This window comes from Halpernia humi (assembly GCF_900108025.1).
GTDB classification, from domain to species: domain Bacteria; phylum Bacteroidota; class Bacteroidia; order Flavobacteriales; family Weeksellaceae; genus Halpernia; species Halpernia humi.
The window spans coordinates 95862-120404 of sequence record NZ_FNUS01000008.1 but is presented as its reverse complement, the minus strand read 5'-3'; the positions used below and the strand labels follow the sequence as shown (position 1 = coordinate 120404).

The following is a 24543-nucleotide window of genomic DNA, read 5'->3' as shown; positions in this document are numbered from 1 at the left end:
TTGTTATTTAGTATTAAAATCTTCCGGATTAAAGTCTTCCGGATTAAAATCACCAATTGAAGTTTCTTTAGTTTCAAACTTCACTTCTAAAGTTGTTCCTTCGCTGCAGCAAGTATAAGGCAAGAAAAAATCTGCAATAATTGTTTGTTCTGGGATATTATTTTGCGGGATTTTGTGGAATTCATATTGCAAACCCGCTTTTATATTTCCCAAAATATATTGTCGGATTGCAGGCGAATATTGCTCCCCTAAATTTGCGGTTGCAACATCGATCAAAGAATTTTTTATACTTTCGGTTTCAGCTTTTGCTTTTTCTAAAACTTCGGTATTGGTTTTTTTTAGTACATGAGATTTATAATCACTTAACTTTACAGTTTTTGCTAAATCTTCTTTTACTGAAGCCTCAATGGGAATATTATCTTTATACGCAGTTATAGCTGTAAGAATCGATTGATGTGTGAGCGGCGGCGCAGCATTTTTAAAAATAGAAGAATCTGTATAAACCAAAACAAAAGTGCCACCTTTTATAACACCAGCTTTGTGATCTAAACCTGGATGTTTTTTTACAAATGTGGAGAAAAATAAATCTTTGTAAATATTCTGCCATCTTAGCATGGCTTCATCGAAAATAACGGTGAATGGATCATCTAGAAATAATTCATTAATATTATCTAAATAATCTATTAAATCTTCGGCGATTGAAGACAAAGTGGGATGAAGCGCTTGTATGCAATTTCTGTGGTAAATAAAAACCAAATTAAGTTGCTTAAATATTTCATTAAAACTTTTACAATTAGGCAAAAATGCCATCAAATCTTCAGTTAAGAGACCTTTTATTTGCGACAAAATATTTTTAAAATTATCGATACTTCCACTAGCAATAAGTCCTGCGGCGTTTAGTTGCACTTTTTTAGTTTCCATCCAGTTAATCACAAATTCTGTGATATTAAAAACTCTTTTTCTTGCCAAATCGTAATCGGTTTCCAGATCGTCCCATCTTCCGTCGAAATTGGAAATATCAACTTCTTGGTTAAAAAAATCTGCGGCGTTCAACGCTGTAATTTTAAAAGGCAAATTATTGCTGTCTCTTATTAAAGTAATTTCTTCTATTGCAGATTTATAATTTAAGCCGAGATGCCCTTCAATTCTGAAAAAATTGTAAGGTTCGATATTAAATTCTAAAGGATTTTTAACAGATTTTTGATCCGAATATCCAGAAATATCTGAAAAGTAAGACAAGATAGAATCGTTTTGATTTTTCGCCGTTAAATCTGGATTCCATTTTTTATTCAAATCTAAAACAGAACTGTAATAAAAAGGAATTGCTTTCTTAGAAAGGGCGTAACTGCCATATTTTGAAGGTGTTATTTTTATTTCATCTGTTTTTAAAACTTGAAATGAAGAAATAATTAGCGCTAATTTTTCAAAAAGAACCGTTAGTTTTTTTAATTTTCTTTTATTTTTATTATTTGCATTTGCAGTTTTAAAAAAAGGCGTTCTATAAGTATTTTCGAAATCTGAATTTCCTCCTAAAACCACGTGGAAAGGAAACAAACTTTCATCTACGCAACAAAGCGCAGGATTCAATTCTTTAAAATCTACAATTTCATTGTAAGCTTCCACAATATCTGAAATCCAATCCCAAAGATACTGAATGTTAATTCCTGATTTATAAGTATTTACACTTGCGTTTATTTTAGATTTTACGGATTGTAAAATTGGTAAATCGGCGGTACGCAAACTGCTTTTAAAATCATCATATAATGTTGAAATTTTAGCCGAAACATCAGAAATAAAAACATCGTCATACACTTTTCTAAAACCATCTAAAACCAAAACTGGCGTAGTAAGATTGCTTGCAAATGGCACATTATATCGTGGAAAAGCGATTTTTTCATGGTATTTGAGAGCGGGATATTCTTGCAATAAAACACTCCTAACTTCATTAATGGGAAGCAACAAAGGTCTCACAATAAAATCTAATCTTTTCCCTTTATCGTCGCAATTGGTAGTAACACAATTTTTTTCATCAATTAAATCTATTTCTAATAAAAGCATGACTACTTTATTATCAAAAAAACCTGCTGGTATTGGTTTTTCATCTTCTTGACCAGAATTTTTTGGAAGCAATTCTACACAATTTTTTATGGAATTATAGGGTTCAGTAAAATTAAAAATAACATCTAAAAATGGTTCTTTTATGAAATCTGGTTTCAGAAACTGATCCGATATTTGAATATTGTGGTAATTTTGAAGCGTTGTTTCCGCCCAATTTATTTGAAAACCTAAAGAAGTTACCGCCGTTCCGCAAGCAATTTTCACCGAATTTCCGGCACTAAAATCGAGATCCAAACCGCAAGAAATACCAATGCCAATTAGATTTTTTCTGGTTATTCTGTCTTGCTCTTCCAAATGGCTTATAATAGAATTCAGATCTTTTTCACTTAAAACCTGATCGGCTTCAAAAACTGGAAGATTAGAGTTGATATATGCTTTCATTTTTTATATTTATAAAGTTCCTAAAATTGAGTTTCCTAAAATTAGCGGATTACTAGTTTCGCTAATTTGGCAATTGTATAGATTTCCGACTGGGTAAATGGTGTTCAGTTCCTTTATTGCTTTTGCCAGATTATTCAGTGTCTTTTCATAATTAATTTCATCTTGTGCAGAGAGCCTATTTTTGCAAAATTTGAGGCGATATTCTCTGTAATTTTCCATCCAATTTCTATATGCTTTTTGAAATTTGAGCATATCTGAAATATTCACCCAGCAAATTTTCAAAAGTACGTGCGCAGGTGCTTCTTGGCGAAAGACTTTTTCGGCATATTTTCTAAAAACCAAACTTTTGAATCGAGAAAGATAACCTGGCAAAACCAATGTGGCTTTAAAAGAATACGGGTCGTTTCCGGCTTCGTCATCGCAATCATCTTGCAGGCAAACCGTTAGTAAATCTTCGTCTTTAAAAGATTTATTATTAAAAGGACGAAGTAAAATATGCTCTAAACAGTAAAAATTCTCATAATAAATATTGAGTACTTTTATCATTTTAGTTAAATATGCAAAAGCCTCTATTTCACTGCTAAATTTCTTGTCTAATTTTGCAATTTTCTTATTAATTTTCACCAAATAGAGATAGAAATTAGGACCATAATTATCAATTTTATATAAATTTTGATCTAAAAAATGCAACTGCGCCCAATCCCATTTTTCTTGTAAATCGACATTCGGCGAAAGAATTTTAAACACAAAATGTTCTGGCGTAGTTTCCACTGTCCACTGCGTTTGTGCTGGTAAATTTTCTGTAACAATGTTGCGCAAAGAAATTTCATTAATTCCTAATAATTTTGCCACTCGTTTCTCATAACCACCGCGAAGAGTGCTGTTCCAAAACGGATTTAAGTGTAATGAATCTTCAACAATTTTTGCGTTGATATAGTCTATTCCCAAACCACGATTGCTGCTAATTTCTGGGTAAATATTTAAAAAATTTTGTTTGTCTTGTATCAAATCTTCATTATCAAAACTCAATTCACCAAGCCCAGAAGTGTCGCTTGCAACGCTGTACATCATAAAAACGTAATCATTAAAACTCTCGGAAAAGCGCGCCAATAAATGGTCTAAAATTTTATTTCTTCGGCTAAAAAAAGCATCTTTTGTTTCGTATAAATTTACATTACCTGGCGTTTCACCGTTTAGCAAAACCGTTTGCAAATTACTGTTATACAATTCTTTAGAATAAAAATCTTCGCCAGATAAATCATTTTTTTCTAAGTATTTAGAGAAGTAAGTTTTGCCAATTGTTTTGGTGTCAAAAATATCTTTTGCATTGTATAATTGCGCAAAAAAGTCGGCTAAAATTTGCTCATAAAAATACAAGTAGCCTTTTAATTGTTTCACTTGCGCTTTTCTTAAATCGCTTTCTTTTTCTGAAATATAATTTTTTCCCAAGCCGTAATTTCGCGGGAAATCATCTTGAATACTGTAATATTGATCGAGTTCAAAATAATTTCCGGTAGGGATTTCAAAATCAAAATTGGCATCTTTTAATTTTTTTTGATTGAATTGGGTTTTGTATAAAATCACTTTTTGATTCACCAACATTTGTTGATTTTCTGAAAGTAAAAAAGGAATATTTTTTTGAAACAATAATAATTTCGAAATTTTAGCATTAAAAACAGGTTTAAAATCACCGGGAAGTTTTAGAACCCAACTTTTGTTCATCGCATTTGGAAAGGGTTTTCCTAAAATGTTGAAAGCCGTCATCATGAAATTTTTGACGGATTTCACTCCATTTATTTCCATTAAAACGGCAATAATATCCGAAGCGTGAATTTCTGTAGGTAATTGTGCGTTTTCTATTTCTTCATCTTTCAAAAAACCATACGTTAATTTTGGTCCTAAAAATATATCTTCAGAATGAAAACCATCATTTACCAATTGAGTGAGTGTATAAAAATAAATTTTTGGATTAATTACTTTATCAATTGCAATTTGAATTTGGCTTACAACTTCTACTAAATCGACGCCAGTTTCCAACTCAATATCGGCGCAAATTCCGATGTCTATTTTTTCCACAATTTCTGTGCAAAGAAAATCTTCGGTAAGGTTTCTGTTTTGGTGAAGTTTTATATTTATTTTAGAAAATGTTTCGATGATCTTTGCTCTTTTCTGCTCGAATAAAGAAATAAATTCGCAAATATTTTTTTCATTATTAAAATGATTTAAGACCAAATCCAACTCCGAAATATCTTCAGAAAAAATTCTAAAACGCAAAGAATCTGCAGGTTTCGAGGCTCTTTTCACCTCCATAAAAACCAAATCATCCATTTTTTTAATGCTATCAATTGTGATTTTAGTTGGCTTATTCATCAATTTAAAAAGCCTTACATCTGGATCGTTCCAATTGGTAAAATGCGGAATAATTTCTACGTTTACCCAGCGGTTATTTTTCCAAAAAGAAAAACTGAACAGCATTGAATTCAAGTCGCCTAAAACAGGATCTTCATCTAATTCTATTTTCACTTTATTCAAACCTCGCAGAGACAATTTTTCTAAAAGTTTTGAATGTTTATCTGTATTTTTTAGGCTTAATTTGTCTTCGAGTTTGTTAATAAAAATTTCTGTTTCGCCATCATTTGGCAGAAAATAACCGTTTTTTATCTCATTTTTTACGGGCAAAAACCACGCATTTGCAACGCCTTCTGTGTCTATTAATAATTTTCTGTAATCTATTTCCGTTAAAGCCGCGTTGGTAAAAATATTAGCAGCGGTAAAAAAAGTATTATTTTTTATCTCTCCATTTTTAACTGCAAGAATATCTTTAATGTCAAAATTTGCACGATAGCCGAGTTCTGTTATGGCGTAACTTAAAACTTCCAAAATACTAATTCCTGGATCGTGCGGATTGTAATCTGTCCAGAATTTGTTACCCAATTTTTCCACATATTTCATCCCTTCTTTTAGCAAGAATTCGTAATCTTGCGAAGCGGGCAACTTTCTGTCTTTTTCTATGTAATAATTTGTTGACATTCTGTTTTAAATTTCTTTTATTGGGTAAGATTCATTCGGAATAAACAAACTGAAATCTGTTTGCGGCGTAATTTTCGTTAAATTTTGAATCGCATTTCCAACGGTATTATTGTTTTCATCTAATAAATATTGCAGTATTTTAAAATCGGTTAAATAATCTACATAAGGTAGATTATCAATTAATTGTATGATGGAAGAAAATTCTATGTTGTTTGCAAAATTTAATTCATCATTTTCGTAAGCCCACGGAGAAAGATATCGGTTAATGGTATCCGTTAATTCGGCAATGTAAAGTCGCGTATCCATATTTTCTGCAGGTCGAAATTTCACGTTAAACTGAACGACAACTTTCTCTAATTTCGGTGGTTTCACATTAATCTGAACGTGTGGAGACGTAATTTTCGACAGAAATTTTTTAATTAAAGTCATTTTATTCAAACTCAACATGGGTTTCCAACTCACATTTTCTGTGTTTGAAGTTTTTGCAAACGGAATTAATGTTACAAAACCCGCAGAACTGTTATTAATTTCTGTGTCATATCTATAATGATTCAAAGTTTTTACCCGAAAAACTTCTGGAAATTCTTGCAAAATAATACGTTCATAATCCCAAGAAGTAATTGCTCTGGCTTTGTGGCGCAATCTTTCGCTGCTTCTTTGGTAAAGATTTTCGTCTTTTTCTGCCAATTTTCCGCCGAAAGAATCATAAGGTTGCGATACTTTTTTCACTTCAATAATATTGCTGAACAATTTGCTGATGGTTTCTTTGGGCGTGGTTTCTAAAAATGCAGTTCCGATATTTTCAAAATCTGTTAAAACCACTTTTAAAGCCTGTGTATGAACGCCAAGAAAATTGCAAACCGCTTGAATATCTGAAACAGAAATTTTTACCCAAAATAAATTTGGTGGTAAAATGGTATTTTTTGATGCATTAAAATCTGGAATTGTAATTCCAACCAAGCCCGATTGCGAGAAAGAAAAAGTTTCGTCTGCAAGAGCATCAGATTCTAAAGAATTCCATTTGTTTTGACTTAAATAATACCAAGAAATTTTTGCAGATTCTACCATCGGATTTGCCGTTCCATCTTGCAATTGAATTAAAAAAGTAAGCGTATCTTTTGGTGTCGCGTTTTCAAAACCCAGAAAAATATCTCCTTCAAAATCATTCATTTTAGAAAAATGTAATGCTTTGTTTTCTAGTTTTAAAAAACCGTAAGGAAAAACCTGAAAAAGTTCTAACAAATTATTTTTAGTTGATTTTTTAGTAAAATCAATCACTTCAGAAACCGAATAATTAAAAGTAAATTCTTTTATTTTTGGCTTGTAAGGCAATGCAGAACCATCTTTACTTGCTGCAATGAAGGTTTCCAAAAAAGTTTCATTTTCAAAACTAGAATTCTGTAATTCTATCCGAAATTTTCCGTTGGAAGTGATTTCTGGGTTTGCAATATCTTTAAAATTGAAATTTAAAAGCGGATAATTATTTGGCAGAGAATCAAAAATAGAATCTACTTTTGCTGTTTTTCTCGTTTCATTAAAACCATTACGTTTTTCTAAATATTCTTTTGAAACTGGCGGAAACGCAACAAATTTGCCGTCATTTAAAAAGAAAGTTTCACAATTATTGTCGAAATAATTAGCCGCTTTTCCGTCGGGTATTAAACTTAAAGTTGCAACTGCATTTTCTTTCATAAAAAACTCATTAGACTCTAAAGTAATTCCGTTTCCAGATTTGGGAAATTCGCCAAAAGGGTAAAATGGTTTTTCGGGATTTATGGTGCCAAAATCTGATTCTAATATGAAAGATTTAAAATCTGTGACTTCAATATTGAGTTCAATTTTATTGATAGTAGAAATAATGCTTCTATTTTTTGGCATAATTTTCAACACAGGAAAACTGGTTTTAACCAAAAATTCTGGATGCAGTTTTTCATCAAAAGGAATTATTTTTTTCTCGGTTGCGGGAATATTTAACGCGATAAAATTGCCTTCATTTTTACCAGAAATTTCAATCACTTTTTTTTCACCTGTTAGATAAAAACTGAAATCTTTTGCGCTATAATTTTTACTATTAAATCTAATATTGATGGTTCTTTCGCCGCTTTGTAAATACAAAATTGGACTCGCAATCATAATCCCTTCCTGAAATTCCGTTGCTGTGGAAGTGAAAACATTAAAACCTTTATTAACACCATTAAAAGGAAGCAAATTTTCTGTTTTGAAATATTGCGCTCCGTTTCTGGATTGGCTGTAAAATGCGTTTAAAGAAATGCCGTTTACGGTTTGGTCTGAAGTAGAAGCAAAATATTTTTTTTGTCCGCTGGAATTTTTACCTCCAAGAAAAATGGTGTTTTTTGGAATTAAAAAAGGTAAATTTTTGTAAGGTGTAATTGCCAAATGTGCGAAATCTGGCTTTGCAATTTGGTTTTCTATGTGCAAAATATCTTTATAATAAAAATCTAAATGTTTCTTGGTAAAGCCATTAAGTTGATTTTTTGCAAAGTTTAATAATTTTAAAAATGAAAGAAAAAGCGCATAATGCGGTGAATGTTTAGAGTAATTATTTAACTGAAAATCTACGGCGATTTGTGAAAAATTTTTCCAAGATAAAAGCAAACCAAACAATTGTTGAGCGGCTTTCAAGAAGGTAAAATGTTTTAATAAAGAAGGAATATTTGTAGAGGCATTGATTTGATTTTTTATCTGTGTGAAATTTTCTGAAATGGCGTAAGAGGAAGCGGTTAAATTTTCTTTTTCAGAAATATCGTTATCTAAAAGATTGATTTTACCTAATAATTGGTTAAAAATACTTTCAAGATCATTAAAAAAATCCAATAATAAATTTTGCTGAATAGCGAAGTCTGTGTTTAATAAAATTTCGTTTTTCTTGATTTCAAAGGAATTTTGAACCAAATCTATATTCCAATTGGCGATTAAAATGAGAATTGCTGTGGATTCTTTTTCGTAAAAATTGGCCCAATTTCCTTCCTCAATATTAAAGCCATTAAAATATTTTACGTAATGCGATAATTTTTGCACAAATAGAATGAAATCTTCTTCATTTCTTTCATCTAATAAAATAAAATTTGTTTGTAAAGCAGCATTAAACCTGTCGATTTGGGTGGTTCCCATTCCGTTATGTATTGATAATATGTTGTTACAATTTCCCATTTTTTATGATTGATTTACAAAAGTGCCTTCTTCTAAATAGTATGGAAAAACATAATTTTTCCGAGAATTAGTGGCGTTGATTTGGTAAATAATTTCAATGTTTATTAAGCCTGAAAGTTCATCAGTTCGGGTAAAATCTGTATCTATTAATTTAATGCGAGGTTCGTATAATAAAATGGCCGTTTTAATAATATCTTTCATTTTTGTGAGGAGTGTTACGGTAATATTTTCATATAATAAAGGCGTGAGATCGCAGCCAAAATCTGAGCGCAAAATTCTTTCTTTTAATTGTGTAGAAAGCAAAATTTGCAAACTTTGAAGGATGTCTATTTCCTGGGAAACAGTTTCAACCGTTCCCGCGCTTTTACTAAATGTGGGTGGAAATGCCCAACCAATACCTAAAAATGAATTTTCTGCCATGATATTTATTTTTTTTAACCTCCTATTAAAACTGTTGCACTACCAAGAACAACCGTTCCGCCATGCGCTGTGGAATCTCCCATTCTTACGGCGGGACTTCCTGCAATAAGAACCGTTGATGAACCTTGGACGAGAGAATCTGGCGGCCCGATGCAAACGCAAGAATCTCCTACAATTGCCGCTGGTAAATTTTCTATTAAAACCGTGGAGTTGCTTCCTGGCAAAATTGGACCGCCAACGTGTGGAACAGAACCCGATGCGGCGGGACAAACATGCATATCTGATGCTCTTGCTGCGGCTCCCATTTTAATTTAATTTAATTAATGATCCTTTTAATTCCATAATTGCTTGTGATTCTACTTTTACTTGTACGCCTTCAATTTTAACATTTCCGTTTGCTTTTACATTAAAATCTTTGCAACTTTCTATTGAAATTCCGTTATCGTCTAACACTATTTTATTACTATTTTCATCTTCTATGGTAACGCCTTTTAAATCGTCACTAATCGTAATTTTATTTCCTTTTTTGGTGCTGATTTCTACGCTTTTATTATCATCATCCATTAAAATTTTTGTGCCTTCTTTGGTTACAAATCCTTTAAAAAAATTGTCATTATCAATTGTAAAAGGCATTGCTCTATTGCTGCTGTAAAGACTTCCCAAAATAATGGGTGAATCTGGATTATTGCCCAAACAACCGACGATCACTTCATCTCCAACATCTGGAATAAAAAAACTTCCCATGTCTTTTGAAGCATTTAAAGTTGCCAATCTTGCCCAAACGCCTTCTCCGTTTTCCGCCAAAAGTGGAAGTCTTACTTTTATTCTAAATTGATTTTCCGAATCTTCAATATCTGTTACAATCCCAATTTGCAAACCATTGATGGAATTGGATTGGCCCACTTGCGCTTGACTATTATTTACGCCAGTCGTAGTTTTTTCGGTGAAAGATTTTTCAGTTTCTAAACCGAAAGTGTATTCTGTTTTCCAGGAGCCATTTTCTATGGTGTGAACTTCTGCGGTGATAAGGAAATTTTGATTGTCCACATCATTATTTAGGTGGCTAAACCCAATATAATCTCCGGCTTTAGCTTCTAAATTTCCGAATGTAGAAACTTTGCCGTGCATTGAAGCGATATTGCTTTTAATTTTGATGGCATCGGCCATTCTTTGAAGTGTAGATTCTTCGTAATTATGATCATTTTTTATGATTTGCTCATTTTTTTCAGCGTCTTGTGTAGATTCTACTCTTTTTACTTCTTGGTTATCTGCGTCCCAAGTTTCTATAACTACGGAAGATTTAATAATTTCTGTATTTTTTTTACCAGAAAAAGAGAAAATATTGGTTCCATTTTCTGCGACAAATTTTTCTGTTTCAGGATTTGTAACGTCTATTAACTTAAATTCGCTATTGCGCAAAGCCGTCATCAAACCAACTGAATCTAAATATCCTTCCAAATAATCCCACGGAACAGTTGCCGAATTGTGGGTAATAAATTCATTTAAAAACGAATATTGTGAGATAGAATCTAATTGAAGATTGGCATCAGAAACATATTTTTCTAATTTATCTGAAAAAGTATCAGTATTATTTTCATTTACATTGATGGGTTTTGTTAAAATATAGCCTTCATCTTTGCATTCTATTTTTGCAACAATCTGGTTATTATCGTTTTGATTTTCTAAAGATTTAATAAAACCTTTAAAAAAAGTTACAGAATTATCTTTATAAGACACTTTTACTTCTATTTTTCGGGGAGAATCTTCGGAGGTTCTGGTAAGAGAATCAATTGCTGTTGTTTCTTGGCCTGTTGTTTCTTGGGTAGAAATAAAAGTAAATTTAGCGAACGGAATTTTATTTAATTCAAAATTTATGGAAGCCTCATTTAAAAAGTTACTTAGACCCATGTTTTGCCCATCAATTAAAATTTCTAGTTTTAAAGGTGATTCATTTGGGATATATGGATTTATTAGTGGCATAAAATCTTATTTTATGGGCGGAAAATTTATTTTTTGTCCGACAGTTACATTTCTAAAACTGAGCAAATTATTGGTTTTTGCCACGTCTATATAAAAATCTTTATTATTGTAAATGGATTCTGCTACTAATGGAATTTTGTCATTCATCGTCATTATTCTTTCGTGTGTAAGATCTGGTGATTGGTTATTTTGCTCTGCAAGCATTAGTTTATATTCCACAGTTCCTTTAAAAGTGCATTTTGCTTTTGCACGAATTGGTCGGCCGTCTTTTCTGAAAAGTGAAAATTCTATGTCCATACTTTTCAATCTGCAACTTAGATTATAGCCGCCCCAAAGTAATTTTAAAAAAGGCGTTTGATGTTGGTCTCCATTGTATTCCATTATTGCTTTTCTAAAATCTTCCACTTGTTTTTCTACCGATTCTACTTCTGCAAGTGGATTAATGAAAGTGGGAGAAATAGAATCTGTAATATCACTTAAAGAAAGACCTACACCTGCGGCTCCTTCTACAATTTTTCCCGGTGGAACTACGCCAGAACTATCGAAAACAAAATCAAAAGATACTTCTTCGGGTTCTATTTTATTAAATTGCAAATCGGATGATGTGCTGCCAATTGCTTGCCCTTCGTAAAATACCACATTGTGTTTCATAGTATATTTTTCGGGATTTAACTGCACGAAAATGGTCTTTTTTGGCGGCACTGTTAAATCTTTCGTATCGAAAACTTCGATGCGCATTTTATCAATAATTCCAAGGGCAGATTGTATCATCTTTCAGATTTTTCTTTAATTTTTTCTAAAACTTTTTGCACACATTCGTTCACAATTTCAGCTTTCAGTTGCTGCAATTTTATAGCCTCTACTTTTTTATGAGAAGCATTATTGTCTGTATTTTCATCACTTACATTTACTTTAATGCGAAGTTCTTTTATTTCGATTGGCATCATTTTAAATTTAAAAACCAGGGATTGGTAATTCTTTGAAAAAATTATATTTCAATGTAATGGTTTCAATCACGATTTTGTTTTCTTCTGCATTAAAATCACTGAACTCATAACTCAAAGGAATGGCGTGCGAAACGTACCAAACCTTTACAGGAAGCCCGTTTTCATTTAATAAAGAAATAACCAAATTGGCGGGCGAAAAAACAAAATCTTCAATGGCTTGGTTGCACCACATTGCAAGAGCGGAAAATTCTGAAGTTAAACCTCTTTTTAAAATCAAATCTTGATAGCCACTTCGCAGCGGCAAATTATGTTTAAATCTATTTTGTCCGCCTTCTGTGTAGGGTTCGGTCTCGATTGTTGCTTTTAAACCATTTACGCTTTGAAACTTTGTATCCACAAGCGTTTGCGGTAGTAATTCAAACACCACAGAAAAATAAAAACCTACAATAGGATCATTACTAGCCATTTTTTAGTTTATAAATATTCAATTTTGAAACCGTGATTGGCAATTTCTACCGTGTCGATCGCCGCTTCATTAACGTCTGATTTCATATCGGTACATTTTAATGACACAATGAAACAGTCTTTTACCGTCCAAACCACTTTTGGCTCATGGTTTTCATCTAAAAGCGAAATGGTAATATTTCTTCGTTCTACGGTGTTCAGAGCGACAGTGTTGTACCAGTCGAAGAATTCGTTATCATTAATGAAAACCCCTCTTTTTAAAGTAATGTTGCTGAGTTTTTGCAAACCGGGCATTTTTCTTTTAAAAAATTCTGGGCTAGATCCAACGCGATGCTCTATCACATCCATCTCTTTGTTTAGGCCAGAAACTTCTGTGAAGGCTATTTTGCTTCCGCCCCAGGCAACGCTAAAATGAAACTTCGGTAGTGGAAAATCTGTATTTGGCATGATGTTTAATTTTTAAATTTTGTTAATATTTTTTTAAGCACGTTGTTGCATTTGTTTGAATTCTAGGATGATGAATTCGGCTGGTCTTGAAGGCGCATAACCGATTTTCACTATCATTCTTCCTTCTAAAATATCTTGAGCAGACATGGTTTGTCCCAACCCGATTTGTACAAAAAAGGCATCATTTGCTTTAGAACCGACCAACGCGCCGTCATTCCAAAGAGAGTTGAGATAATTGTCTATCATTCCTTTTACGTTTACCCAAGTTTGCGGTGCATTTGGCTCGAATACAAATTGCATACAAGCTTTTTTTGTAGATTCTTCAATCATATTTGCAAGTCTGCGAACGTTGATATAGCGCCAATCGTTAGAATTTCCTGCTAAAGTTCTACCGCCCCACACCAAAAATCCTTGCCCTGTAAATTTTCTTAAAGCATTGATGGATTTCCCAGTCTCGTGGATGTTCATTTCCATTTGATCGGCGTCATTAATATCATCCGTTAAACCAACAACTCCGCTGATACTGATGTTTGCCGGAGATTTCCAAACGCCACGGTTTCTATCTGTTTGCGCGTAAATCCCTGCCATTGCACCAGAAGGTGGAACAGTGTTCATGGATTGTGAAAGTTTGGCAACAATTCCAGACCAAATCGGGATGTTGGAAACCAGATTATTTTCTTCCTCGTTTTTGTAACTATTAATAGCAACAATTAAATTTTTCAAACTTGCAACAACTGCTGTATAAAGTTTATCTAACTGTGCTTTTATTTTAGTATAATCTGCGGCATTATCTGGGCCATCTGGATTTGAAGTCAGTAATTTATCGTACAAATTCGGTACTGAAGGTGCAAAAGCCACATTTTTGCGCCACGGAACGGCATCAAAATCTGGACTTAAAGCAATGTATTTTGCAGTATAAGTGATGCCGGTTAAACTTGCATATTTTGCTTCAATATCTAGCACTTTTTGGGCAATTCCTTGCAAAGAAATTGCAATAATGTTATTCAAATAAGTTGTTAAACCTGCATTTGTTAACGCACTTGGTGCTTTAAAGACGGATAAAAGATTCCAAATATTGGTGGCATAGTTTCCAAAATCAGTTTTATTGGCAACTGGATTTACCGCTAAATTTGCTGTTTTGGCATCGTTCCAATTTTTTATTAAACCAGAAGTTTCATCGCCAATATCAGTGGTAAGTGTGGCGAAACTTTCTATAAGTGGTTTTATTTTTGTGTCTGATGAATAAATGGTTTTGAAATCAACTTTCCCTGAAGCAGTTCCGTTGATGTCATTAAATCTGTAAACATAAGGAAACGCACATTGCAAATAAGGGTAATATGCAGATCCGTATTTCAGGTTTTGATTGCCAGTTCCATCTCGGAAATTTTTAGAATCTGTGATTAATCCTGCATCTTGTTTTACATCCATAATTGTAAAGCGATCCATCAAATCGCCACATTGTGTTAAAGCGTTTTGCTGCACCAAACCTAATTTTATAGCGTCTAAATTAACAGCGTCTGGAAATAAAAGCAATGTAGGCTCATCGAATTTCTTCAATAAATCTAAACCATCGGTAAAGGCAGAATCGCTTGTGATTGCTGTTTTATAATTTCCGATAGAAACGATGTAGCAAACGCCACCGCCATTATTATAAAATAGCCGCATACTGTTGTATAATTTATAATTGCTTTCAGTAACGGCGCAATTATCTGTTGGCATCAGATTAACATCTAATTCCACTGAAACTGATGCCGGAACTGGTGCGCCGCCAAAAACTTGCGAAAATTCCATAAATGAAGAAATTCTTGTAGGTTCTGGCGGTCCTTTTTCTGTATAACCTACAAATGCTGGTATCGCAGTGGCTACTTGCGCGACTGACGGAGGAAAAGCATCAATCTCATTGATGTAAACTCCAGGCGTTTTAATTGAACTTAAATTCATGATGTTTTTATTTTAAAGTTATTACTCAAATTTTTCTATTATTTTACCATTTTCGTCCTTTCCAAATTTTAAATTTTGGGAACTTTCTAGCAAACCTGCGGCATCTTTTTTATCGTTTTCCCAAAGTTTAATTTTTATTTCTTCTATGCTTTTCACAACTTGCACAGTATCTTGCTGCACTGGAAGAACTCGCATTTCGTATAAAACTGAAGGCATATATTTGGAACCCAAATAAGACCACATTTGGTTGGTTTGTTCTAAACTTAAATCTACCGACAAGACGGTGAACTTAGAATATTTATCTTTTTCATTTTCTGTTTTCAAACTATATTGCGCAGAAGTGAGCACTTCATTTTTATTTGGCGCCGATATTTTGTAAAAAAATAAATTGTTTTGCTGAAAAAAATCGATCACGGTTTGCAACTTTCCAAGTCCATCTAAATATTTTAGTGGATCGATATTATATGAAGCAAAAAGGATAGAAACAACCAAATATTTCGTAGGATGTGCAAAGCGATTAAAATTATTATCTATTATATTTCTTTGAAAAACAGGTTGGTTTTTCATGGTTTTATCTTCCTGAATATTTACAACAGACATTGTAATACTCGATTTCTGCTCCAAAAACTCGTCACCATCACTTAGCGTTGCAATGTTTACAAGATTTATAAAACTCGAGTTGTTGGGATCAATTAATTTTGAAAATCTATCTAAGATTACACCTAAATCCATAATTAAAACTTTGTAAATGAATGACTTGGATTTTTAACCTAGTAAAGAAATCACTTATTAAAATAGATTTTATAAGGAAATACACTAAAAATAAGAGGGTGTTTTTCCTGTTTTTTATAGGGTGTTTACACCTTTTATTTTTTAAAAAAAATGTAGGATTCACTCAACTTGTTCCAAATAATTGGCTTTATGAAAAGGCTTTCCCGAAAGAATTGATTGTAATTTTAAAAACTTTAATTTTAATTTTTAAACTTATGGGTGACAATTAATTTCAAAAATACGGCAACTGCCTTATAGTTTTTCAAGTTGTATTTTCAGAATTTTACCCTAATAAATAATCGAAGTTATGAACAAGGAATCTGATTTCTTAATACAAGATTTTGAGGATTATTAATGAACCTTAAAAACATAAATGATGAAAAATTTTATTTTATTTAAAACAAAACTGCTTCTATTTCTGCTTGCTTATAGTTTGGGCTTTTCACAAGTTTTCGAACAAAATTATGAGGCTAATAAATCGCAAGAAGCAATTCTAATAGCAGCAAAATATTATGAAGCAGCGATGAGCGCTGAAAAATGGACTATTACCAAAACGAATGTAGAATCTCCGTTTAAATACAATATTATTTGGGAAAATATATCCGATAATCAATTTAAAATGAAAACAACTGTTCATTATGATTTGCAAAATAAAAAGGCGGTTCTCAATCTAATTTCCACCCAGTATATTTATCCAAACAAAGAAATTTTAATTACATCAACCGACACAGAAACCAATAGAAAAAAAGCCTACGAAGTTAGCCGACAACTTTTTATAGATTCTTTTTTCGATTTTTTAAAATACTAAACTCACTTTTAAAACAATAAATTTCAACCTTAAAACCACAATTATGACCACAACAACAATCACCAAAAGAATTGTATTATTTGCCTTATTATTTATTGCACAACTCAGTTTTGCACAAGTATTTAACATGACTTATGCTGATGGCATTACTAAAGAAAAAGCACTCGCAAACTCTAGATTTTATGAAGAAGACATTGCGAAGTACGACTACACCTTCGAAAAATCTAATGTTATCTCACCCGAAAATTATGAAATATATTGGAGTAAACCCGATAAGAAAGGCGGTCTATTGAAGGTGAGAATGGGCTATCACTTTGAAGAAAAAGGAATGAAAATAGAAATAATTAATGCATTATATTCTACCAATGGCAAAGTGATTGCCATCACACAAAACGATCCACTGCCTGCAGTGAAAAATGTGTATGATGCCAACAAAAACCTTTTCGTAGATGTATTTATGAAATATATCAATCTTAATGAATAGTTAGAATTTTGCACGCTGCAAAGTCATAAATCATAAACTGCTTTCTTAAAAATTTATGTTTACTTTATCACTTCTCATTTTTTGTGGGATTGCTTTAATTATGGCAATTGCGCGGGAAATTTTTAAAAAAAAACAAACATTTACCGCGCTTCATTTAGATTTGACTAATGAAAAATTAAAACTAGATTCTAACTCTAAAGAATTAGAAATTTATCAAATTGAAAATGAACAACTTCTCATGAGACTTGCCTGCTTAAAAACAATTTACAAACAAGAAATAGATCATCCAATTCTATTAGAATATTGGTTAAACGCCGAAAATTTAAACGAATCTATTTATAAAATTTCAAAGACAAATATTTAAAATTTACCAACTTTATTAATTAGAATTATAATTACTGCAAATCGAATTTTATCTTAAAAACATTTTTCGAAAAATAAAAAATAACAAGTTAGCCACTTGTTATTTTTTTTATATTATCTTTAACTTTACAATTGATATATTTAAAGTAATGAAGAAAAAATACTTATTTACTATCTTATTAATAATCTTTACGCTTTTTTCTGCTCGCGCACAGATTAGCACAAAAGAAGCCGACAGTTTGGAATTAGTTTTCAAAAACAAAACAGATGCGCAGAAAATTATTTTACTTAAAAATACTTTCGAAAAAGTAAAACCAGACAATGTTGATCTTACTTTGCACCTCAGCAAAATTGGTTTTAAACTAGCCAAAGAACTGAAAGACACCAAAAATTACGCTTTTTTCACAGAAAATACAGCCATCGCTTTTCACAAAAAACAGCAGATGGATTCTGCGATGTATTACCACATTGCCGCACTTGAAACTTACCAAAAATTGGGCGATAAAAAAGCAGAAGCCAATATTTACAACGAAATTGCAAAACTAAACCGAAAACTAAATAATAATGAGCGTGCTTTGAAATATTACGACAAAGCACTCACTTTATTTAATGAACTTGGAGATTTAGAAGGAAAAGCCACAGTTCTAAATGAAAGCGGCGTGGTTTATGAGCAAATGAACCGAATGGATGAGGCCTTAAAACGCTATCAAAGTTCTTTAGCAATACAACGCGCAAGAAAAGACAGCGTGGGAATTGGCTATTCCCTAGAATTTATCGGCTACAACCAAATGCTGCAAAAGAATTTTAAAAAAAGTGAAAATTATTTGCTTCAAGCACTAGAAATTCGGCAGAAATTAAAAGATGAATTTGCCCTTTGCCTTAATTATTTTGCCATTGGAGAACTCTATTCTAAAATGGGGAAAGTAGCAGAATCTAATCAATACATTAAAAAAACCTTCGAACTTTCGGATAAATTAAGTTATGCGCCAATAAAAAAAGAAGCGTACCAAATTTTAATTGCAAATGAAGTGCTGCAAAATAATTTTAAAACAGCATACGAACTTCAAAATAAACTGAAAAAGTTTAATGACAGTTTGTTTAACGTAGAAAAAGAAAAAAATGTAGAACTTCTTACCCAAAAATATGAAGCGGTTGAAAAAGAAAACAAAATTTTAGAGCAAAAAAACATGCTCAATAACCGAAAACTTTGGCTGATTTGGGTTCTAGCAATTACCGTAATAACCGCGCTTTTAGGTTTGCTTTTTTACTTTAAACAACGCAATAAAATACGCAGCCAAAAGAAAGAAAATGAACTTCAACTGGCGCTATCAGAAATAAAAACACAAAATAAGCTTCAAGAACAAAGGCTAGCAATTTCACGAGATTTGCACGATAATATCGGCTCGCAACTCACTTTTATCATTTCATCGGTAGATACCATAAAACATTTTATGGGCGCAGAAAATAGCAAAATAAGCGAAAAATTAACGCGCGTAAGCAGTTTTACGAGAGAAACTATTTCTGAACTTCGAGACACGGTTTGGGCAATGAATAAATCTGTGATTTCTACAAAAGATTTAATAGCAAGACTTTCAAAATGCATCAACAAAGCCAGCGAAAGTTTAGAACATATTAATTTTCGGCTAAATTTTGAAAATGCTGCAGATAAAAATTACGATTCTAAAACCGGAATGTATGTTTATAGAATAGCACAAGAAGCTGTAAATAATGCGATAAAACACTCTGGTGCAAGTGAAATCTGTGTGAAAATTGAAGCTGAAAATGATGGCAATTATTTTCAGATTTCAGATAACGGAAAAGGTTTTAATCCTGATAATCCCGACCATCACAATCTGCAAAGTATGCGTTCTCGGGCTAAAGAATTAGAAATTCCATTTGAAGTAAAAAGCAACGAAAATGGCAGCCAAATTTTATTTAAAATTTAAAATATGAATCCGATTATAAATATCGCGGTAGTTGATGATAATCATTTTTTAATAAAAGCGGTTGAAGAAAAACTATCTTTTTTTGATGATATTAAAATTAAATTTACGGCTTACAATGGTGCAGAAATAATTGAAAAACTACAAACATCCGTGCCTCATTTAATTTTGATGGATATAGAAATGCCTGTGAAAAATGGCATTGAAGCCACCGTAGAAATTAAGAATAAATGGCCGCAAATAAAAATAATTATGCTGACTGTTTTTGATAATGATGAAAATATTTATAAAGCCATAAAAGGCGGCGCAGACGGCTATTTACTAAAAGACATTGAAGCCCCAAAATTATACGAAGCTATTTTAGAAACTCTAAATGGTGGCGCTGCGATGACGCCGTCTGTGGCCATGAAAACTTTAAAATTATTAAAAAATCCGGTGGAATTTTCAGATATTTCTGAAATAGAAAATATAAAATTAGGCAAGCGTGAAATAGAAGTTTTGGAGCAATTGAGCAGTGGTTTACAGTATGTTGCAATTGCAGAAAACCTATTTATTTCGCCCGCTACAGTGCGAAAGCATATCGAAAATATTTACGCTAAATTAGAAGTGCATTCTAAATTAGAAGCTGTGCAAAAGGCGAGAAAAAATAATTTAATTTAAAAATAATATCTCACAGATTTTGCGGATTTTTTTTTGAAATTGAAATCTGCTTTATTTAGGGAAAATACCGGTTTGTAATAAAAAAAAGAGCAGAAATTTCTGCTCTTTTTTTCTTTATTTGTTTGAAGAATCTTCAGAAGGTTTGTCTTCTTTACCTTCCGGTTTTACCTCCTTCTTCTGATCTTCTTTTGGCTTTTGTGGAAATACTTTTTTTTGTTCTTTCTCAAAAGCGCTTAGTTTCTCATCCCCTTTTAAGTAGTTTGGTAAATTTAATCCAGCCATATTAAATAAGTCATTCAACGGTGGTACAGATTTCATCATTCCTGACACGAAATTAGCGGTAGAAGTGTTTCCATCTACATTATTTCCGCCGTCCCAAACGGTGATTTTATCTATTTTAATATTTTTAACGGCTTCCACTTGTGTTTTCACCAATTCTGGCAATTTTTCAATTAATAGTAACTGGAATGCGCTATCGGTATTTCCGCCAGCCGCTTGTACAATTTTATCATAACCTTGCGCTTGCTTGGTTAAGATTTCATATAAACCTTTTGCTTCGGCATCCATTTTTGCAAAAATAGCGTCGGCTTCACCTCTCGCTTGTAATCTTATTTTTTCGGCATCTGCTTCGGCATCAATAATTTGTTTTTGTTTCGCGATTTGCGCTGGTATTACAATATTTGCGTTTTGCGTGGCGCGTTCTCTTTCCGCTCTAGCGTTTTCTGCCATTTGCTCAGCAACATAAGATTCTTCTAAGGCTTTTGCTGACTGTACTTTTTCTGCAGTCATTGCTAATTTTAAAGCTTCTGCTTCTTTCTCACGGCGCAAAGCATCCGATTGTGCGATGGTAATTTTCGCGGCATTTTCACCTTTCACGGCTAATGAATTGGCTTCAGAAGTTGCAACTCTAGACTCTTTTTCGGCTTCAGCTTTACCAATATTTTCATCTTTTGCAGCTGCAGCGATGCTTACTTCACGGTCTTTATTGGTAATAGCAATTTTTACATCACGATCGCGGTGCGTTTCTGCAATTTGTGTTTCGCGTTCTCGATCGGCAATTGCTTTTCCAGTCTCACCAATTTTTTCTTGTTCTGCGACAGAGACTTTTGCTTCATTGATGGCTTTAGCAGCCGCTTCTTTCCCCAATGCTTCAATGTAGCCAGACTCATCTTTAATATCTGTAACGTTGACATTTATTAATTTTAAACCAATTTTTTTGAGTTCTGTATCAACATTTTTAGCAATATTTTCTAAAAATTTATCGCGGTCGGAGTTTATTTCCTCAATAGTCATCATCGCAACTACCAAACGTAATTGCCCGAAAAGAATGTCTTTAGACAATTCCTGGATTTGTTCAGTAGATAAACCGAGAAGGCGCTCCGCTGCATTTCCCATAGAATCTGGCTCTGTGGATATTGCAATTGTAAATCTACACGGCACATCTACTCTAATATTTTGTTTAGATAAAGCGTTCGTTAGATTAGCCTCAATTGAAATTGGTTTTAAATCCAAGTACGAATAATCTTGAATAACGGGCCATATAAATGCACCGCCGCCATGAACGCATTTTGCAGATTGACCGCCAGTTTTTCCGTAAATCACTAAAATTTTGTCTGACGGACAACGTTTGTAGCGTGATACTAAAGCGAGAATTGTAATAAAAACTACAAATGCGCCAATCGCAATTAAAATAAATCCTTCCATTAATTATTGTTTTATTTAAATTTTTTCTACTATTAAAATTTGGTTTTCTACTTTTACTACTTTCACCATTTCGCTGGCGAATATTGTTTCTGATTCTTCGGTGACGGCTTCCAATTCGTGAAAACTCCCTTTTATACTCATCTGGATTTTACCAATACCATTTTTATGAGGCGGGATATTCATGTAAACTTGTGCGGTTTTGCCCAAAGTATTTTCAATCTTAAAACTATTGTCTTCTTGTAATTTTAGCATTTGCTTAATGATGAAAAAGAACATTGCCACGAAAATAATCCCTACAACGGCGGCAAAAATTACGACTAAAGTATCGCTATATTTTCCATAAAATGCAACGCCCGTCCAACCAAATCCGAGTAAAAAATTAATTAAATTTCGGAAGGTAAAAAGCACAAAAGGCGCATCAAAATGATTGGTATCGGCATCAAAATCTGTGCTTAAATCTCCTGAATGTGTGCCCAAAAGCGTCAAAATCGTTTGAAAAATAAATATCAAACTTGCAAATGCGGCAAGGTACCAAAAAGATTGTTGCAAAACTGGCAAGGCCGAAAATGTTTCTGGAATCATAAGTGTTAAAATGAAATGCTAATATATGGAAATTTAAGATAAATTAATCTATAATTTTAGCCGTTGTTTTTTGCTATTTATATTAAAAATAAATGTAATAAATTTTCGAAATTTTGCTTCAATAAATCAACAAAAGACCTAATTTTGACTAGAAAAATAACTAAAATGGCAAAAAATAAAAATCTTTTCGAAAAATTTTCAAATGCTGCAACTACATTTACGGGAAGCAGTTATGCTTTTTTGGGCTCGGTTGCGATTGTATTGATTTGGGCAGTTTCTGGCCCTCTTTTTAATTATTCAGAAACTTGGCAATTGGTAATTAATACTGGGACTACGATTATCACATTCTTAATGGTTTTTTTAATTCAAAAAACGCAAAATAAAGATTCAAAAGCCATACAAATAAAACTGAATGAATTGATTGCTGCGAGCAAAAACGCTAGTAATAGAATTGTAGATATTGAAGATTTAACCGAAGACGAATTAGACCAATTGCATAAATATTACGTAAAACTAGCAATGGAAGCAAAAGATGATATTGATATACACAAATCGCATTCTATAGATGTTGCGACTAAAAATCAAAAAATCAAATATTTAAATAGAAAAAAAACCTATTTTTCAGATGAACATTAGATTAACAAGCAATTAAAATAAAACCACTTTTAAAAAAGTGGTTTTTGAATTTAAAGATTTAATGCATGGCTTCGCTTAAATCTATTTTTGTTTTGCCTTTTCTCTCTTTTACGAGTAAAATAAAGGGAATACAAATAAGAAATAACAAGCCTAAATATAGGAAAACATCCATATAAGAAAGTACTGCTGCCTGCTTTTCTACACTATATCTCAAAGATTGATAGGCAGATTTTAGCGCTACATTTGGCGCCATTCCTTTTGCAATAAATGCGTTTTTCAGGCCAATTATTCTTTGCTGAACCATCAAGCTATTGGCGTCTAATTTCGAGGCCAAATCTGTGGCGTAACCAACGTTTCTATTTGCCATAAATGTAGTGATAGAAGCAATCCCAAAAGAACCGCCTAATTGACGCATCATCCCAGAAAATGCTGCACCCTGCCCAATTTCTTGCCCTTTTAGTGTACTTAAAGCCAATGAGGTAATCGGGATAAAAAGCATTCCGAGACCTGCGCCACGCACAATTAGCATCCAGAAAAATGCATCTTTACTGGTGTCTGGCGTTAATATTCTGTAACCCCAAAAACTATAAACGAAAAATAACAATAAGCCACCCGCCACTAAATATTGCTGTTTAACCCCGGCTGTTAGAAGCCTGCCAATTATTGGCATCATTACAGCGGTGGTTAATGCCGCTGGAATCATTAAAGCACCGGATTCTAAAGCCGTCCAACCCAAGATAGTTTGTGTATAAAGTGGAACAATAAAGGTTGAACCATACAAGCCAAAACCAAGCACGAAGGACATTATAGTTCCAAGCCTTAAATTTCCATTTTTCAAAACTCGTAATTCTACAATTGGATACCGAAAACTGAGTTCACGCCAGATAAAACTTACAAAACCTAGAACTGCAAAAGTGGTAAACAAAATAATTGTATTACTATCAAACCAATCATCTTCATGGCCACGTTCCAACACAAACTGCAAAGAGCCAACAGTAACCGCAAGAAGTGCAATCCCCAACCAATCCACATCTGAAGCACTCCTTTTTTCTGAAAATTTGGGACTTCGCACAAACTGAATCGTCATAATTGTAGCGATAATCCCGATAGGAATATTAATATAAAAAATAAAAGGCCAACTAAAATTATCTACAATATATCCGCCCAAAGGTGGCCCTAAAGTTGGCCCAATAATAACACCTAAACCATAAATAGCTTGCGCCATACTTCTTTTCGCTATTGGATAAGACTCGGTGATGATGGTTTGCGAAGTCACCAAAAGTGCACCACCACCAATACCTTGTATAAATCTAAAGCCAACCAATTCCCAAATATTTGTCGCATTACCACACAGAAATGAAAAAAGTGTAAAAATCATTATAGAAGCTGCGAAATAATTTCTACGTCCAAATTGTTGAGACAGCCAACTCGTCATCGGAACTATGATTACGTTACCAATCGCGTACGCCGTAATTACCCAACCAACCTCCGACAAAGTTGTGCCCAAATTCCCTTTCATTTCTGGCAATGCAACATTCACAATCGTGGTATCCACAATTTCTAAAAGTGCACATAAAATAGCGGTAATGGTTATAATAAAGCGTCTTGCGCCATATTCTACTAAAGAATCGTCTTGCATTTATTTTTATTAAATATTAAAAGATTAAACTGTGAAAAATCTTGGTTAATCAT

General features: G+C 32.9%; 22 protein-coding genes. 7 read left to right on the top strand and 15 right to left on the bottom strand.

The genetic code is table 11. From position 1 onward, the window contains the following. Window positions 1–3: 3 nt before the first annotated feature. From C4S29_RS14190 to C4S29_RS14135, 12 genes are read right to left on the bottom strand one after another with little or no spacing between them, the layout of a single operon-like run. A complete protein-coding gene (locus C4S29_RS14190) occupies window positions 4–2499 on the bottom strand; it encodes a hypothetical protein (protein WP_103914769.1) in 2496 nt (831 codons plus the stop codon). Between the two features lie 9 nt (window positions 2500–2508). Then, complete coding sequence (locus C4S29_RS14185; RefSeq protein ID WP_103914768.1) at window positions 2509–5529, bottom strand: hypothetical protein; 3021 nt, start codon at window positions 5527–5529, stop codon at window positions 2509–2511. 6 nt (window positions 5530–5535) lie between these two features. Further along, window positions 5536–8700: a baseplate J/gp47 family protein gene (locus C4S29_RS14180; RefSeq protein WP_103914767.1), complete on the bottom strand. Its 3165-nt coding sequence runs from the start codon at window positions 8698–8700 to the stop codon at window positions 5536–5538. 3 nt (window positions 8701–8703) lie between these two features. Further along, window positions 8704–9120 carry a GPW/gp25 family protein gene (locus tag C4S29_RS14175; RefSeq protein WP_103914766.1) on the bottom strand — a complete coding sequence of 139 codons (417 nt, stop codon included), beginning with the start codon at window positions 9118–9120 and terminating at the stop codon, window positions 8704–8706. A 14-nt stretch (window positions 9121–9134) separates the two neighbouring features. Then, window positions 9135–9425: a PAAR domain-containing protein gene (locus C4S29_RS14170; protein WP_103914765.1), complete on the bottom strand. Its 291-nt coding sequence runs from the start codon at window positions 9423–9425 to the stop codon at window positions 9135–9137. 1 nt (window position 9426) lies between these two features. Next, window positions 9427–11100 (bottom strand): phage baseplate assembly protein V, encoded by a 1674-nt coding sequence (locus tag C4S29_RS14165; RefSeq protein ID WP_103914764.1) that lies wholly within the window; start codon window positions 11098–11100, stop codon window positions 9427–9429. 6 nt (window positions 11101–11106) lie between these two features. Beyond that, the gene (locus C4S29_RS14160) at window positions 11107–11871 is read right to left on the bottom strand and encodes a CIS tube protein (RefSeq protein WP_103914763.1); all 765 of its coding nucleotides are present in this window, start codon (window positions 11869–11871) and stop codon (window positions 11107–11109) included. Continuing rightward, window positions 11868–12047, bottom strand: a complete 180-nt coding sequence (locus tag C4S29_RS14155; protein ID WP_103914762.1) for a DUF5908 family protein — start codon at window positions 12045–12047, stop codon at window positions 11868–11870. The genes C4S29_RS14160 and C4S29_RS14155 overlap by 4 nt, the downstream gene beginning before the upstream one ends. A gap of 7 nt (window positions 12048–12054) precedes the next feature. Further along, window positions 12055–12513: a phage tail protein gene (locus C4S29_RS14150; RefSeq protein ID WP_103914761.1), complete on the bottom strand. Its 459-nt coding sequence runs from the start codon at window positions 12511–12513 to the stop codon at window positions 12055–12057. 8 nt (window positions 12514–12521) lie between these two features. Continuing rightward, window positions 12522–12959: a phage tail protein gene (locus C4S29_RS14145; protein WP_103914760.1), complete on the bottom strand. Its 438-nt coding sequence runs from the start codon at window positions 12957–12959 to the stop codon at window positions 12522–12524. A 33-nt stretch (window positions 12960–12992) separates the two neighbouring features. Further along, a complete protein-coding gene (locus tag C4S29_RS14140) occupies window positions 12993–14900 on the bottom strand; it encodes a phage tail sheath C-terminal domain-containing protein (protein ID WP_103914759.1) in 1908 nt (635 codons plus the stop codon). A gap of 21 nt (window positions 14901–14921) precedes the next feature. Next, entirely contained in the window at window positions 14922–15632 is a 711-nt protein-coding gene (locus tag C4S29_RS14135; protein WP_103914758.1) for a Pvc16 family protein, read from the bottom strand. Between the two features lie 20 nt (window positions 15633–15652). Here C4S29_RS14135 and C4S29_RS14785 point away from each other — a divergent pair, with 20 nt between their 5' ends. The 6 genes from C4S29_RS14785 to C4S29_RS14105 all read left to right on the top strand — a co-directional run bounded on the left by C4S29_RS14785 (window position 15653) and on the right by C4S29_RS14105 (window position 19929). Continuing rightward, window positions 15653–15901: a hypothetical protein gene (locus C4S29_RS14785; protein ID WP_103914757.1), complete on the top strand. Its 249-nt coding sequence runs from the start codon at window positions 15653–15655 to the stop codon at window positions 15899–15901. A 143-nt stretch (window positions 15902–16044) separates the two neighbouring features. Continuing rightward, on the top strand, window positions 16045–16479 hold the full coding sequence (locus C4S29_RS14125; RefSeq protein ID WP_146063332.1) for a hypothetical protein: 435 nt from the start codon (window positions 16045–16047) through the stop codon (window positions 16477–16479). Window positions 16480–16522: 43 nt separating this feature from the next. Then, window positions 16523–16963: a hypothetical protein gene (locus tag C4S29_RS14120; protein WP_146063331.1), complete on the top strand. Its 441-nt coding sequence runs from the start codon at window positions 16523–16525 to the stop codon at window positions 16961–16963. A 55-nt stretch (window positions 16964–17018) separates the two neighbouring features. Further along, a complete protein-coding gene (locus tag C4S29_RS14115; RefSeq protein ID WP_146063330.1) occupies window positions 17019–17327 on the top strand; it encodes a hypothetical protein in 309 nt (102 codons plus the stop codon). 148 nt (window positions 17328–17475) lie between these two features. Continuing rightward, the gene (locus C4S29_RS14110) at window positions 17476–19272 is read left to right on the top strand and encodes a tetratricopeptide repeat-containing sensor histidine kinase (RefSeq protein ID WP_103914753.1); all 1797 of its coding nucleotides are present in this window, start codon (window positions 17476–17478) and stop codon (window positions 19270–19272) included. Window positions 19273–19275: 3 nt separating this feature from the next. Beyond that, window positions 19276–19929 carry a response regulator transcription factor gene (locus tag C4S29_RS14105; protein WP_103914752.1) on the top strand — a complete coding sequence of 218 codons (654 nt, stop codon included), beginning with the start codon at window positions 19276–19278 and terminating at the stop codon, window positions 19927–19929. 114 nt (window positions 19930–20043) lie between these two features. Here the strand turns inward: C4S29_RS14105 and C4S29_RS14100 are convergent, their stop codons facing one another. Further along, the gene (locus tag C4S29_RS14100) at window positions 20044–21633 is read right to left on the bottom strand and encodes a flotillin family protein (protein WP_103914751.1); all 1590 of its coding nucleotides are present in this window, start codon (window positions 21631–21633) and stop codon (window positions 20044–20046) included. Window positions 21634–21648: 15 nt separating this feature from the next. Next, on the bottom strand, window positions 21649–22215 hold the full coding sequence (locus C4S29_RS14095; RefSeq protein WP_103914750.1) for an NfeD family protein: 567 nt from the start codon (window positions 22213–22215) through the stop codon (window positions 21649–21651). A gap of 165 nt (window positions 22216–22380) precedes the next feature. Here C4S29_RS14095 and C4S29_RS14090 point away from each other — a divergent pair, with 165 nt between their 5' ends. Then, window positions 22381–22851: a low affinity iron permease family protein gene (locus C4S29_RS14090; protein ID WP_103914749.1), complete on the top strand. Its 471-nt coding sequence runs from the start codon at window positions 22381–22383 to the stop codon at window positions 22849–22851. A gap of 58 nt (window positions 22852–22909) precedes the next feature. Here the strand turns inward: C4S29_RS14090 and C4S29_RS14085 are convergent, their stop codons facing one another. After that, complete coding sequence (locus tag C4S29_RS14085) at window positions 22910–24490, bottom strand: DHA2 family efflux MFS transporter permease subunit (protein ID WP_103914748.1); 1581 nt, start codon at window positions 24488–24490, stop codon at window positions 22910–22912. Window positions 24491–24543 lie beyond the last annotated feature (53 nt).

Excerpts from the sequence above, each read along its gene's own strand:
- C4S29_RS14095 (WP_103914750.1), bottom strand. The coding sequence starts at position 22,215 with ATGATTCCAGAAACATTTTCGGCCTTGCCAGTTTTGCAACAATCTTTT.
- C4S29_RS14190 (WP_103914769.1), bottom strand. The coding sequence starts at position 2,499 with ATGAAAGCATATATCAACTCTAATCTTCCAGTTTTTGAAGCCGATCAG.
- C4S29_RS14185 (WP_103914768.1), bottom strand. The coding sequence starts at position 5,529 with ATGTCAACAAATTATTACATAGAAAAAGACAGAAAGTTGCCCGCTTCG.
- C4S29_RS14085 (WP_103914748.1), bottom strand. The coding sequence starts at position 24,490 with ATGCAAGACGATTCTTTAGTAGAATATGGCGCAAGACGCTTTATTATA.
- C4S29_RS14135 (WP_103914758.1), bottom strand. The coding sequence starts at position 15,632 with ATGGATTTAGGTGTAATCTTAGATAGATTTTCAAAATTAATTGATCCC.
- C4S29_RS14165 (WP_103914764.1), bottom strand. The coding sequence starts at position 11,100 with ATGCCACTAATAAATCCATATATCCCAAATGAATCACCTTTAAAACTA.
- C4S29_RS14140 (WP_103914759.1), bottom strand. The coding sequence starts at position 14,900 with ATGAATTTAAGTTCAATTAAAACGCCTGGAGTTTACATCAATGAGATT.
- C4S29_RS14155 (WP_103914762.1), bottom strand. The coding sequence starts at position 12,047 with ATGATGCCAATCGAAATAAAAGAACTTCGCATTAAAGTAAATGTAAGT.
- C4S29_RS14175 (WP_103914766.1), bottom strand. The coding sequence starts at position 9,120 with ATGGCAGAAAATTCATTTTTAGGTATTGGTTGGGCATTTCCACCCACA.
- C4S29_RS14145 (WP_103914760.1), bottom strand. The coding sequence starts at position 12,959 with ATGCCAAATACAGATTTTCCACTACCGAAGTTTCATTTTAGCGTTGCC.
- C4S29_RS14105 (WP_103914752.1), top strand. The coding sequence starts at position 19,276 with ATGAATCCGATTATAAATATCGCGGTAGTTGATGATAATCATTTTTTA.
- C4S29_RS14115 (WP_146063330.1), top strand. The coding sequence starts at position 17,019 with ATGTTTACTTTATCACTTCTCATTTTTTGTGGGATTGCTTTAATTATG.
- C4S29_RS14120 (WP_146063331.1), top strand. The coding sequence starts at position 16,523 with ATGACCACAACAACAATCACCAAAAGAATTGTATTATTTGCCTTATTA.
- C4S29_RS14170 (WP_103914765.1), bottom strand. The coding sequence starts at position 9,425 with ATGGGAGCCGCAGCAAGAGCATCAGATATGCATGTTTGTCCCGCCGCA.
- C4S29_RS14180 (WP_103914767.1), bottom strand. The coding sequence starts at position 8,700 with ATGGGAAATTGTAACAACATATTATCAATACATAACGGAATGGGAACC.
- C4S29_RS14785 (WP_103914757.1), top strand. The coding sequence starts at position 15,653 with ATGACTTGGATTTTTAACCTAGTAAAGAAATCACTTATTAAAATAGAT.
- C4S29_RS14125 (WP_146063332.1), top strand. The coding sequence starts at position 16,045 with ATGATGAAAAATTTTATTTTATTTAAAACAAAACTGCTTCTATTTCTG.
- C4S29_RS14090 (WP_103914749.1), top strand. The coding sequence starts at position 22,381 with ATGGCAAAAAATAAAAATCTTTTCGAAAAATTTTCAAATGCTGCAACT.
- C4S29_RS14160 (WP_103914763.1), bottom strand. The coding sequence starts at position 11,871 with ATGATACAATCTGCCCTTGGAATTATTGATAAAATGCGCATCGAAGTT.
- C4S29_RS14110 (WP_103914753.1), top strand. The coding sequence starts at position 17,476 with ATGAAGAAAAAATACTTATTTACTATCTTATTAATAATCTTTACGCTT.
- C4S29_RS14150 (WP_103914761.1), bottom strand. The coding sequence starts at position 12,513 with ATGGCTAGTAATGATCCTATTGTAGGTTTTTATTTTTCTGTGGTGTTT.
- C4S29_RS14100 (WP_103914751.1), bottom strand. The coding sequence starts at position 21,633 with ATGGAAGGATTTATTTTAATTGCGATTGGCGCATTTGTAGTTTTTATT.